Raw genomic sequence first — 12,397 nt, 5'->3', positions numbered from 1 at the left:
CTTTTGGCGTCCCCCACCTGGAAGTTCGCTCGCCAAAAGGGCACACTTTCGGGGAGGGGCAGGCCTTCAGCCCAGCTTGCGCAGGCGGGGTTCGAGGTCTTTCTGGAAGTTCTCGAGGAACCGCTGCTGGTCGTGCCCGGGGGCGTGGAAGACCAGGTGGTTGAGGCCGGCGTCGGTGTACTGCTTGACCTTCTCCACGGCTTCGTCCGGGTCGGAGGCGACGATCCAGCGCTTGGCGACCTGCTCGATCGGTAGTTCGTCGGCCAGGCGTTCCATCTCGGTGGAGGAGTTGACGCTGTGCTTTTGCTCGGCGGTCAGCGACAACGGCGCCCAGAAACGGCAGTTCTCCAACGCCAGTTCGGGGTCGGGATCGTAGGAGATCTTGATCTCGATCATCCGGTCGATGTCCTCGAAGTTGCGTTCGGCCTTGTCGGCCCCTTCCTTCACCGACGGGATCAGCTTCTCGGTGTAGAGGTCCATGCCCTTGCCCGAGGTACAGATGAAACCATCACCAGCGCGACCTGCATACCGTGCGACCACCGGACCACCGGCAGCGATGTACACCGGAACCGGCTGCTCGGGAATGTCATACATGTAGGCGCCCTGGGTGTGGTAATAATCGCCCTCGAACGACACCTCCTCACCGGTCCACAACTCACGCATCAGCCGGACCGCTTCCCGCAGCCGCGCGAAGCGCTCCTTGAACTCGGGCCACTCCCCCTGAAAACCGGTCGCGTACTCGTTGAGCGCCTCACCCGTACCTACGCCGAGCATGATCCGGCCGGGATACATGCACGCCATCGAGGCGAAGGCCTGCGCGATGACCGCCGGGTTGTAGCGGAAGGTCGGTGTCATCACCGAGGTGCCGATCTGCACCCGCTCGGTACGCTCACCCACCGCCGCCATCCACGCCAGCGAGAACGGGGCATGCCCACCGTTGTGACGCCACGGCTGAAAATGATCGGACACCGCAACCGAATCCATACCGTGGGCCTCGGCCGCCACTGCGATCTCGACGAGCTCACGCGGATTGAACTGCTCTGCCGAAGCCTTGTATCCGAGTCGCAATACCACAGTGATTCTCCTCATCGTCCAGCTCTGTCCAGCACAGGTCTTTCCAGTTCACCACAAACCCGCACCGCCCCGGAGGCCGGGCGGATTCAGCTGTGCGCATATTCGATTGACTTCAAGTTAACTTGAACTCCTACAGTGGCTGTATGAGTATGGAGTCGGTTGCCAGGAACACGCTCTACCGGTCGATGAACGCACCCGACCTCAGCAAGGAACGCAGACGCGAGAACCGCCGGGAATCGATGCGCCGGATCGCCGAGTTCGCGCGGCCCCACCGCGGCAAGCTCGCGGTGTTCATGGTGCTCAGCGTGGTGGTGGCCGTGCTCACCGTCCTCACTCCTGTCCTGGCCGGCCGCGTGGTCAACAACATCGTCGACGGCGGCGCCGCGTCCACCGTGGTCTGGCTGTCGATTCTCATCGCCATCATCGCGGTGGCCGAAGCCGGCACCGGCCTGGTGGTCAGCTGGCTCTCGTCCACGATCGGCGAGGGTCTGATCTACGACCTGCGCCGCTCGGTGTTCGACCACGTGCAGAAGATGCCCGTCGCTTTCTTCACCCGCACCCGCACCGGGGCACTGGTCAGCAGGCTCAACAACGACGTCATCGGCGCACAGCGCGCGTTCTCCGACACGCTCTCGGGAGTGGTGTCGAACATCGTCACCCTGTCGCTGACCCTGGCCGTGATGATCTCGATCAGCTGGCAGGTCACCCTTCTCGCGCTTGTTCTGCTACCGCTGTTCGTGATCCCGGCCAGGCGGATGGGCAAACGTATGGCCGCGCTGTCGCGGGAAGCGGCCGAGTACAACTCACTGATGTCGACCCAGATGACCGAACGCTTCTCCGCCCCGGGCGCCACCCTGATCAAGCTGTTCGGACGACCACATCAGGAGTCGAACGAATTCGCCTGGCGCGCAGACAAAGTGCGCGACATCGGAGTGCGCCGGTCGGTGGCGCAGAGCATCTTCGTCACCTCCCTCACCCTCGTCTCCGCGCTGGCACTGGCCCTCGTCTACGGCTTGGGCGGCTACCTGGCGGTGAACGGGCATCTCAACGCCGGGGCCGTGGTGTCGCTGGCCCTGCTCCTCACCCGCATGTATGCACCGCTGACGGCGCTGGCCAACGCGCGTGTCGAGATCATGAGCGCCCTGGTGAGTTTCGAGCGTGTCTTCGAGGTGCTCGATCTCAAGCCGCTCATCGCCGACAAACCCGACCCCACACCCGTGCCCGAAGGCCCGCTGTCGCTGAGCTTCGATCACGTCAGCTTCAGTTACCCGTCCGCGGACAAGGTGTCGCTGGCGTCGCTCGAAGAGGTTGCGGTGCTGGACAAGCGGGGCGGCGAAGAGGTCATCCACGACGTGTCGTTCACCGTGCCACCCGGCCAGATGGTGGCGCTTGTGGGCAGTTCCGGAGCCGGTAAATCGACCATCGCCCAGCTGGCCACCAGGCTCTACGACGTGGACTCGGGCGCGGTCCGCCTCGGCGGCAACGACGTCCGGGATCTCGAGAGTGGAGAACTGCATCGGGCCATCGGACTAGTAACCCAGGACGGTCATCTGTTCCACGACACCGTGCGCTCGAATCTGTTGCTGGCCAACCCCACTGCCGATGAACAGGACATCTGGGACGCACTGCGGCGGGCGCGCCTCGACGGTCTGGTCGCGAGTCTGGCCGACGGCCTCGACACCGTGGTCGGCGAACGCGGCTACCGCCTGTCCGGTGGTGAGCGCCAGCGGCTGACCATCGCCCGACTGCTACTCGCTCATCCTGCCGTGGTGATCCTCGACGAGGCCACCGCCCACCTCGACTCCACGTCGGAAGCAGCAGTGCAGGAGGCGCTGGCCGAAGCGCTCGCCGGCCGCACATCGGTGGTGATCGCCCACCGCCTGTCGACCATCCGAGCGGCCGACCAGATCCTGGTGCTCGAAGACGGTCACGTCATCGAACGCGGCACCCACCTCGACCTGCTGTCGCGCGGTGGCCGGTACTCAGAGCTGTATCGAACGCAGTTCGCCGACCAGACCGATCAACCTGCCGACCCGCAGGCTCAGGCCACGCCGTCTCTGCCACCGCTGGGCTCGGACCGCGCCTGACGAACCAGCTTCGCAGCCTTCTCCAGACTCAGGCCGCGGTCGGCCCGGCGGAGTTTGCGGATGGCGTTGACCTCGTTGTCGATGCCGTCGGTGACCTCGCGAACCTCGGACAAGGTCCACGGCAGCGGCTTGGGCTTGGGCCGCAACTCGGTGACGATCAAGCCGATGTTGACGGCAATGATCACCATCCCGAGTGCGAACCAGCCCCATCTGCCGTCATTTGCCCAGCTCACGGACAGCAGCGCGACACAGACCATCAGGACCAGCGAACCGATCACCGTCAGACTGGTGCCGAATTTCTTCAGAGCATGCATGGGGTCAAGTGAACACGGCCACCCCTCAGGGCCGCACCCCGGCCTTTGCAAACCCTTTGAGGGCGTACTTGTTGTAGCGGGTGGTGGCAGGCAACCGCCGGTAGATCGGATCGAGTGCGCGTACCGCCGCACAGAACCGTTCGTAGTTGCGCTGTTTGCGGTCGCTCCAGGGCAGGGCGAGTTGCTCGCGGGAGCGAGCAGGCAGGCCACCGGTGGTGATGAATGCCGCCACCGGGTTGACGATCGGGGAGATCAATCTCCAGACGACCGGCTTCATCCCCGGAGGCAGCGGATAGCCCTTGGTCACGTAACCGACGCCGTACCGGGCGGTCTTGTGCGGGATCAGCACCTCATCGACCATGTGATCCCAGTACCTCACGAACTCGGCGTAGGTGGCCGGCATCGGCCGATCGCTCACGCCATAGCGCCGGTACCAGGTGACCGACTCTGCGTAGATCTGCTCTTTCTCCGCGTCCGTCAGCTTCTTGATGAAACGGTCGGTGGCGGTGAGCACGATGTCGACGAAGGTGGCGTGGGCCCAATAGTAGGTCTCGGGGTTCAGCGCGTGGTAGCGATCGCCGCCGGGCATCGTGCCCTTGATGTCGGTGTGGAAATCGCGAACCGTGGGGCCCGCGCTGTCGCCTTCAGGGGCGTACACCGTTCCGTAGATGCCCGGCAGCGAGCGCTTGACGCGCGCGAACGGGTCATCGAAGAACACCGAGTGTTCCAGGACGGCCTGTCCGAGTTCGGGGAGCATGTTCTCGAGCACCCCGGGCCGCGGCCCCAGGAGCGAAACACGGTTGTCGCCGAAGTACTTCCAGGTCAGTGAGTCCGGCCCGAGCGGCGCGCCGACGATCTCCGGACGTGCGTAGTGCTCATCGGGTGCGGGTTTGCCCTCGGTTGCGTCAGAGGTCGATGTTTCGATTGCCTCGGTCATGTTGGCGACGGTAGCACCAATGGAACACATTTCACAGACCGTTCCATTGATTGCGTATACCGCAGCACACCCCGTTTGCGGAATCGTCCCAGACGCTCAGACCGCCAGCGCACGGTCCGATTCGCGGGGATCGACGATGTCGGAATAGTGCGATGCGTCGCCGGCCACCACCCTGCTGCGTTCGCCGCCCACGCTGACCGGTACGTCGCCCGCGAGGGTGATGCGGTTCAGCCGGCGGTACTGGTCGTCATAGTCGGCCACGGCGTAGTGCTGGGTGGCCCGGTTGTCCCAGATGGCCAGATCGCCGGGCTGCCAGTTCCAGCGAACAGTGTTCTCGAGTTTGATGATCCGGGCCTGCAGCACGCTGTACAGCTCGGCCGACTCCGCACTGCCCAGATCGACGAACCGCTTGACGAAGTGACCGAGCAGCAGCGCCCGCTCACCCGTCTCGGGATGTACCCGCACCACCGGATGTTCGGTCTCGTAGTAGGTGGACTGGAACTCGGCCCGGTACTCCTCGGTGTGCCGGGACACCACCGACTGAGCCGAGCTCGCCGCGTAGTCGTACACGTTGCTGTGCACCGCCCACAGGTTCTCGGTGAGCGCCCGCAGCGATGCCGGGAGCTGTTCGTAGGCGGCAACCGTGTTCGCCCACACCGTCGAACCTCCGTAGCTCGGAAGGTTTACCGCACGCAGGATGGACGCCTTGGGAATGCGGTCGACGAAGGTGACGTCGGTGTGCCAGCTGTTGGCCCGGCCATAGTCGGAGTCGATCGGCAAGATCGTGTCACCGCGGGACGTCACCGTCGGATGGGCGGTGGTCGGGATGCCGAGAGCTCGGGCGAACGCCAGTTGACCGTCGTCGTCGAGGTGGTCCTGCCCCCGGAAGAAGATCACCTTGTGCTCGAGCAGGGCGGCGTTGATCGCCGAGACCGATTCGGGTGCAAGGTCTCCCGACAGTTTCACCCCATCGATACGCGCGCCGACATTCGATCCGAGCTTGACCACGTCGAACTGTGTAGACATTGGGTAGCCGCCTTCCGGGAACTTCGCTGTGAGTGTCTTCGCAGTGAAGTTATTCGCGGCGAGGCAATTCGGTAACCGTTCAGCGCGCCCTGAACGAAAGGCCGACCCCGAACGAAACAGCGTTGATCACAACGGATTACCGGAAGGCATCGTGGCCGGTGAGCGCTTTGCCGATCACGAGTTGATGCATCTCGGACGTGCCCTCATAGGTGAGTACGGACTCGAGGTTGTTGGCATGCCGGATGATCGGGTACTCCAGCGTGATCCCGTTGGCCCCCAATATCGTCCGGCAGGTTCGGGCGATCTCGATGGATTCGCGGACGTTGTTGAGTTTGCCGAGACTGATCTGCTCCGGTCGCAACGTTCCCGCATCCTTGAGCCGGCCGAGATGCAGCGCCAGCAGCATGCCCTTGCCCCATTCGAGCGACATGTCGGCGATCTTCGCCTGCGTCAGCTGATATCCCGACAGCGCCTTGTCGAACACCTCGCGGTCCCCGGCGTAGGCAATTGCGGTCTCCAGGCAGTCCCGGGCCGCTCCGAGCGCACCGAACACGATGCCGAATCGCGCCTCGTTCAGACAACTGAGTGGCCCCTTGAGACCTTCGACGCCCGGCAACATCGCCGACTCGGGCAGTCGCACGTCCTCCAGGACGAGTTCGGAGGTGACCGACGCCCGCAGCGACATCTTGTGTTTGATCTCCGGTGCGCTGAACCCGGGTGTGTCGGTGGGAACGACAAACCCACGGATTCCCTTCGAACCCGTCGCGAGATCGGTGCGGGCCCAGACCACCGCGACATCGGCGACGGATCCGTTGGTGATCCACATCTTGGTGCCGTTGAGCACCCAGTCGTCGCCGTCACGCTTGGCGTTGGTGCGCATGCCCGCCGGATTGGACCCGAAGTCGGGCTCGGTCAGACCGAAACACCCCAGCGCACGTCCGGCCGACATCTCCGGCAACCACCGTTGCTTCTGTTCATCTGAACCGAAAGCGTGGATCGCGAACATCGACAGCGACCCCTGCACCGAGACAAAGCTGCGCAGACCGCTGTCGACGGCTTCGAGTTCGGTACAGACCAGGCCGTATGTGGTGGCCGACATGCCGGCACAGCCGTAGCCGTCCAGGTGCATGCCGAGAACACCGAGCTCGCCCAGTTCGGTGGCGAGCTCGCGTACCGGCAATTGGCCGGCCTCGAACCATTCGGCCATGTGTGGACGCAATCGGGACGATCCGAATGCCCGGACGGTGTCCCGGATCTCGCGCTCGTCGTCGCTGATCAGCGAGTCGGTTGCGAAGAGTTCCGGTAGTTGCTGAGAATTGTTCACCGGGCTATCCCACTCCTTGTAGTGATCGTCCGCGGCCTTTTCGGCCGGATCCGGCCGCGGCTGCTGTGGCAAATGCGGCGGTCCTCGCGATTGCTTTCAGGGCATCGGGCAGACGACCGGCGAGAACCGGGAAGGCGTGTACCTGCCATGAATGGCTGTGCAGGTCGGCCTCCACGCCGTCGGCCATCAACTTCTCCACCAGTGCCACCGCATCGGGTTCGAGCATCTCATCCTCGGCGGTCACCACGATCGTCGGCGGGAAGGCCTCGCTGTCGATGTCCATCACCGAACGAGCACCGGTCAGGGCGATCGGGCCTTTGTCGAACTTCGGGGCGAGCTTGGCGAACTTGTTCATCGGCAGGTATGCATCCGATCTGCTGGTGCGATCAGGATTGCTCGCCATGTCGAGGTCCAGGAGCGGCGAGTAGGCGACGTACGCCACCGGGCGCGGCAACCCGTCGCGGTGGGCGAACTCGATCACCTTGGCGGCGAGGAACCCGCCTGCCGAATCCCCCGCCACGATCACGCGGTTGAAACCACGCTCGAGCACCAGTTCGCGATATGCCTGATAGGCGTCGGTGACCGAGGTGCCCACTCCTGCCTCCGGGAGCTGCCGGTAGGCCACCGAGTAGAGCGGCAGGTCGATGTCGAGGCACAGGCGGGCCGCAACCGCACGGTGCGTGGCCAGTCCACACACCACGAGAGCTCCGCCATGCAGGTACAGCACCGCGGTCGCGTCGTCACGTTTGCTGGGTCCGGCAGGCACCATCAGTTCGACCGGCCGACCGGCGAGGGTCATCTGCTCGCGGACGACGCCGCGCGGGCCCGGGGCCAGTGCGAACAGTTCATCGATCATGAACAGCGGCCGGAGCCCGAACACGCTGATCGGCCACAGGGCGAGGGCCGGTTTGACGAACAGCCGAGAGCCCAGCCAGATCGGGTACGAGCGCAGACTCGGGTGTCTGTGTGTGGTGACGGTCATGACGAACCTCCATGCGTCCAGTCGTGCGGCGCGGCGGTTTCGGCGACCACGGCGGCTACCCCGGGTGGATGAACCCAAGGCGAACCGTTGGTGAAGTTCACCCCATCATGCGCCCTCGCGACCTGCGCGCGCACGAACAGACACGCTGATTTGTGATCTGGTTGGCTTCGCGGGGCCGGTACCTGCTGCGACAATGAGCATTCTTTGACTTGAGAAAGGACCTCGGTGACAGCTCCGACCCTCGCGCAGTTCAGCAGATCAGCGCAGGCGCCGACCGCACGCACCCTGATCGACATCCTGACCGAAACCGCGTCAGCTCATCCGGATGCACCCGCCATCGACGACGGGGAGTTGGTTCTCACCTACTCCGAGGTCATAGACCTGATCGACGAGGGCGCAGCGTGGCTCGGCAGCCGCGGCATCGGCCGGGGCGACCGCATCGGGATCCGCATGCCCTCGGGCTCACGCGAGCTGTACCTGGCCATCCTCTCGACGCTGGCGGCCGGTGCCGCCTACGTTCCGGTGGACGCCGACGATCCACCCGAGCGGGCGACACTCGTCTTCGGCGAGGCCAAAGTGGCTGCGGTGCTCGGGGCCGACGGCCTGCGGTGGCCGTCCGACCTGGGTCTTTCTCGTTCGGGTGACAGCGACGTCGACCGGCCGGCCGATGCCGAGCGACCGACCGTCGAGGACGACGCATGGATCATCTTCACCTCCGGTTCCACAGGGACGCCGAAGGGCGTGGCGGTGACCCACCGCAATGCCGCCGCGTTCGTCGATGCCGAGGCCGAGATGTTCCTGCAGGACGAGCCGCTGGGTCCGGGCGATCGGGTCCTGGCCGGCCTGTCGGTCGCGTTCGACGCGTCCTGCGAAGAGATGTGGCTGGCCTGGCGCTATGGCGCGTGCCTGGTGCCTGCGCCACGCGCCCTCGTGAGGTCGGGCATGGACCTCGGGCCGTGGCTGGTGCAACGTGACATCACTGTTGTCTCGACGGTGCCGACCCTGGCGTCGCTGTGGCCACCGGAGGCCCTCGAAGCGGTGCGACTGCTGATCTTCGGCGGCGAGGCCTGCCCGCCTGAGCTCGGTGCCCGACTTGCCGTCGACGGCCGCGAGGTGTGGAACACCTACGGCCCCACCGAGGCGACCGTGGTGGCGTGCGCTGCGCAGCTCGACGGCACCATGCCGGTCCGCATCGGCTTGCCGCTGGCCGGCTGGGATCTCGCGGTGGTCGATGGCGACGGGCAGCCCGTTGCACCTGGCGAAATCGGCGAGCTGGTGATCGGTGGAGTGGGTCTGGCCCGGTATCTCGACCCGGCCAAAGACGCCGAGAAGTACTCCCCCATGGCCACACTCGGCTGGGACCGCGCGTACCGCAGTGGCGACCTGGTGCGTTTCGAACCCGAAGGCCTGGTCTTCATGGGTCGTGCCGACGACCAGGTGAAGGTCGGTGGCCGGCGGATCGAGCTCGGCGAGGTCGACAACGCGCTGCAGCATCTGCCGGGTGTCGGTGGCGCCGCCGCGGCGGTGCGCAAGTCCGCCGCGGGCAACTCGGTCCTCGTGGGTTATCTCGTGTCCACCGATCCCGACTTCGACATCGCACTCGCCCGCGACCGGCTCTCGGACCAATTGCCCGCCGCGCTGATCCCCCGGCTCGTCCTGGTGGACGAACTGCCGACCCGCACGTCGGGCAAGGTCGACCGGAACGCACTCCCCTGGCCCCTGCCGTCATCCGGCGACGACCAGACGCCCGGCGACCTGAACTCCACCGAGGCATGGGTGGCCGAGCGCTGGACCGCGGTACTCGGGGTGTCGATCACCGACGCCGAGACCGACTTCTTCTCCGAGGGAGGCGGTTCGCTGGCGGCGGCACAGTTGGTCACCGCGCTGCGCGAACGTTTCCCGACGGTGACGGTCGCCGATCTCTACGACCATCCGCGGCTCGGCTCGTTGGCGCAGATGCTCGACGACATCAATCCCGGAGCGGTGACCGAGAAACGCATCGTTCGTCTCACTCCCCGCCGGACCGGTCTTGCGCAAGTGGCGTTGTCGGTGCCGCTGACAACTCTCACGGGTCTGCAGTGGGTCACCTGGCTCGCGGTGATCAACAACGTGCTCGATTGGTTCACCGACGCACCGTGGATCCATCCGGTGAACTGGTGGGTGGTGTTGGCGGCGTTCATCGTCTTCATCACCCCGCTGGGCCGGATGGCCATCGCCGCGGGCGGGATCCGCATGCTGCTCGCCGGGGTGGCGCCGGGTGATCATCCGCGCGGCGGGTCGGTGCACCTGAGGTTGTGGATCGCCGAGCGGCTCACCGAGGCCAGCGGCGCAGCCAACCTCGCCGGTGCCCCCTGGATGATCTACTTCGCCCGATCGCTGGGCGCTCAGATCGGCCACGGCGTGGACATGCACACGCTCCCACCGGTCACCGGCCTGATCACCCTCGGCGACGGCTGCTCTGTCGAGCCTGAGGTGGATCTGGCCGGCTGGTGGATCGACGGCGACGTGGTCCACATCGGCGACATCGAGATCGGTGCCGGCGCAAGCGTGGGATCGCGCTCGACCTTGTTGCCCGGCACCACCATCGGGGCCAACGCCGAGATCGCACCCGGGTCGGCGGTGATGGGCCGGGTCAAGGGCGGCCAGCACTGGGCCGGGTCACCCGCGGTGAAAACCGGTAAGGCCCAGCGCCCCTGGCCCCACCACCGACCGCCACGGCGCAGCTATTGGGTGCCGATCTTCGGTCTGTCGTCCATCGCGCTGGCCGGCGTCCCGCTCATCTCCCTGTGTGCCGGGCTCGCCGTCATCGGCGCGTGGGCCGGCAGCGCGGACCGGCTGCAATCGGTGGCATTGCGCGCGCTCGCGCTCCTGCCGGCCGCGACCATGGTGAGCCTGCTGGTCTTCGCGTTCATCACGGTGGTGCTGGTGCGCCTGCTGTCCCTCGGGATGCGCGAGGGCTATCACCCGGTGCGGTCGCGGACCGGCTGGCAGGTGTGGGCCACCGAACGCCTGATGGACTCTGCCCGCACCTTCCTGTTCCCGCTGTACGCCTCACTGCTGACACCGTGGTGGTTCCGGTTGCTCGGCGCCGACATCGGCAAGGGCACAGAGATCTCGACCGCACTGGTGATCCCGAAGTTCACCACGGTCGGTGACGGGGCGTTCCTCGCCGACGACACCATGGTCGCCTCGTACGAACTGGGCGGCGGATGGATGCACATCGATGAGGCCAAGGTGGGCAAGCGCGCCTTCCTCGGCAACTCCGGCATGACCGGGCCGGGGCGCAAAGTCCCGAAGAACTCTTTGGTGGCGGTGCTCTCGGCCACCCCGAGCAAGGCCAAGTCGGGGTCGAGCTGGCTCGGCAGCCCACCGGTACGTCTGCGCCGGGCGGCCGCACAATCGGACACCTCGCGGACCTTCGATCCGCCCATGAAGTTGAAGGTGGCCCGCGCTTCGGTGGAGACGCTGCGTCTGATCCCGGTGATGATCACCTTCGGCCTGGGGTTGTTCGTGCTGATCGGCCTGCAGTACATCTCGCAGGAATCGAACATCTACGTTGCGGCAGCCGTCAGCGGGCTGGTGCTGTTGGTGGCCGGAGCCGCCGCCTGCTGCATCGCGGCCGCCGCCAAATGGGCTGTGGTGGGACGTATCCGGGCCACCGAGTACCCGCTGTGGAGCTCGTTCGTCTGGCGCAACGAGTTGTCGGACGCGTTCGTCGAGACCGTCGCGGCCCCGTGGTTCGCCAACGCCGCCACCGGAACACCCATCCTCAACCTGTGGCTGAGAATGCTCGGCGCCCACATCGGTAAGGGCGTCTGGTGCGAAACGTACTGGCTACCCGAGGCCGACCTGGTTCGCCTCGGTGACGGCGCCACCGTCGCGCGGGGCTGTGTGGTGCAGACCCATCTGTTCCACGATCGGGTGATGGCCATGGACGAAGTCGTCCTGGGCGCCGGGGCCACCCTGGGACCGCACTGCGTCGCGCTGCCTGCCTCAGGTCTCGGCGACGGGGCGACCGTCGGCCCGGCGTCGCTGGTGATGCGTGGCGACGTGGTGCCCGATTCGACCCGCTGGCAAGGCAATCCGATCGCGCCCTGGAATTGAGGGCCCGGAATCAGTGCGGGAGTGTGACGGGCCGGTTGTCAATACGCGACGTCGCGGTCGCGATTGAGGTCGCGGCGGCGGCGCCGGCGATTCATCAGGTATCCGTCGCCGCCGATCCGGCCGGTGTCGGCAAAGCCGACGGCGATGAGGCCTGCGATGAGCGCCAACGGCAGTTCGTAGCCCTGATCGGCGTTCCAGAATCCGTTGTCGATGTGCGCGTAGAAGATCGCCCCGATCATGTCGGCGATCAGCAGCAAGGACACCAGCGGAGTGAGAACTCCGAGGATGAGCAGGATTCCACCACCGAACTCGACCAGCGCCGAGTACCACGCAGCGGCCGCAGGCAGAGGGATGTCCAACGACTTGAAGTACGCCTCGGTGGCGTCGATCCCGTCTTTGTTCAGCTTCTGCCAGCCGTGGAAGATGAAGATGATGCCGAGAATCACTCGGGCGACAAACGATGCGAGATTCCTCGTGATACCCATGACTTCCATCCTTCAGGTCGTTTGGCACATCGGTGTGTTTCCGGGCAAGCGGCCCCACGGGTCT

9 protein-coding genes are annotated in these 12,397 nt (G+C 65.7%); 2 read left to right on the top strand and 7 right to left on the bottom strand.

The window, feature by feature from the left end:
* Positions 1-66 precede the first annotated feature (66 nt).
* Entirely contained in the window at positions 67-1,089 is a 1,023-nt protein-coding gene (gene fgd, locus CSW57_RS01935; protein ID WP_370623875.1) for a glucose-6-phosphate dehydrogenase (coenzyme-F420), read from the bottom strand.
* A 128-nt stretch (positions 1,090-1,217) separates the two neighbouring features.
* Between fgd and CSW57_RS01930 the strand changes: the two genes are divergently transcribed.
* A complete protein-coding gene (locus CSW57_RS01930; protein WP_099381214.1) occupies positions 1,218-3,161 on the top strand; it encodes an ABC transporter ATP-binding protein in 1,944 nt (647 codons plus the stop codon).
* Here CSW57_RS01930 and CSW57_RS01925 read toward each other — a convergent pair.
* From CSW57_RS01925 to CSW57_RS01905, 5 genes are all read right to left on the bottom strand, one after another.
* The gene (locus CSW57_RS01925; RefSeq protein WP_023956329.1) at positions 3,116-3,475 is read right to left on the bottom strand and encodes a hypothetical protein; all 360 of its coding nucleotides are present in this window, start codon (positions 3,473-3,475) and stop codon (positions 3,116-3,118) included. The genes CSW57_RS01930 and CSW57_RS01925 overlap by 46 nt on opposite strands.
* A gap of 25 nt (positions 3,476-3,500) precedes the next feature.
* Positions 3,501-4,412 carry an oxygenase MpaB family protein gene (locus tag CSW57_RS01920; protein ID WP_099381213.1) on the bottom strand — a complete coding sequence of 304 codons (912 nt, stop codon included), beginning with the start codon at positions 4,410-4,412 and terminating at the stop codon, positions 3,501-3,503.
* 96 nt (positions 4,413-4,508) lie between these two features.
* Positions 4,509-5,438, bottom strand: coding sequence for a TauD/TfdA dioxygenase family protein (locus CSW57_RS01915; RefSeq protein WP_099381212.1), 930 nt, complete (start codon positions 5,436-5,438; stop codon positions 4,509-4,511).
* A 136-nt stretch (positions 5,439-5,574) separates the two neighbouring features.
* Positions 5,575-6,762: an acyl-CoA dehydrogenase family protein gene (locus tag CSW57_RS01910; RefSeq protein WP_023956335.1), complete on the bottom strand. Its 1,188-nt coding sequence runs from the start codon at positions 6,760-6,762 to the stop codon at positions 5,575-5,577.
* Positions 6,763-6,766: 4 nt separating this feature from the next.
* Positions 6,767-7,744 (bottom strand): alpha/beta hydrolase fold domain-containing protein, encoded by a 978-nt coding sequence (locus CSW57_RS01905; RefSeq protein WP_099381211.1) that lies wholly within the window; start codon positions 7,742-7,744, stop codon positions 6,767-6,769.
* 225 nt (positions 7,745-7,969) lie between these two features.
* Here CSW57_RS01905 and CSW57_RS01900 point away from each other — a divergent pair, with 225 nt between their 5' ends.
* Complete coding sequence (locus tag CSW57_RS01900; RefSeq protein ID WP_099381210.1) at positions 7,970-11,848, top strand: Pls/PosA family non-ribosomal peptide synthetase; 3,879 nt, start codon at positions 7,970-7,972, stop codon at positions 11,846-11,848.
* 38 nt (positions 11,849-11,886) lie between these two features.
* Here CSW57_RS01900 and CSW57_RS01895 read toward each other — a convergent pair whose 3' ends face one another.
* Entirely contained in the window at positions 11,887-12,333 is a 447-nt protein-coding gene (locus CSW57_RS01895; protein WP_062795155.1) for a DoxX family protein, read from the bottom strand.
* Positions 12,334-12,397: the final 64 nt, after the last annotated feature.

This window comes from Williamsia muralis, from assembly GCF_002735905.1.
In the GTDB taxonomy this organism is placed as follows: Bacteria; Actinomycetota; Actinomycetes; order Mycobacteriales; family Mycobacteriaceae; genus Williamsia; species Williamsia muralis_A.
Note: the sequence above shows the minus strand (reverse complement) of the source record. Positions and strands in the feature narration are given on the sequence as shown.

What these genes read in the sequence shown, in the direction of transcription:
- CSW57_RS01895 (WP_062795155.1), bottom strand. Translation starts at nt 12,333, where the DNA reads ATGGGTATCACGAGGAATCTCGCATCGTTTGTCGCCCGAGTGATTCTC.
- CSW57_RS01905 (WP_099381211.1), bottom strand. Translation starts at nt 7,744, where the DNA reads ATGACCGTCACCACACACAGACACCCGAGTCTGCGCTCGTACCCGATC.
- fgd (WP_370623875.1), bottom strand. Translation starts at nt 1,089, where the DNA reads ATGAGGAGAATCACTGTGGTATTGCGACTCGGATACAAGGCTTCGGCA.
- CSW57_RS01915 (WP_099381212.1), bottom strand. Translation starts at nt 5,438, where the DNA reads ATGTCTACACAGTTCGACGTGGTCAAGCTCGGATCGAATGTCGGCGCG.
- CSW57_RS01920 (WP_099381213.1), bottom strand. Translation starts at nt 4,412, where the DNA reads ATGACCGAGGCAATCGAAACATCGACCTCTGACGCAACCGAGGGCAAA.
- CSW57_RS01930 (WP_099381214.1), top strand. Translation starts at nt 1,218, where the DNA reads ATGAGTATGGAGTCGGTTGCCAGGAACACGCTCTACCGGTCGATGAAC.
- CSW57_RS01925 (WP_023956329.1), bottom strand. Translation starts at nt 3,475, where the DNA reads ATGCATGCTCTGAAGAAATTCGGCACCAGTCTGACGGTGATCGGTTCG.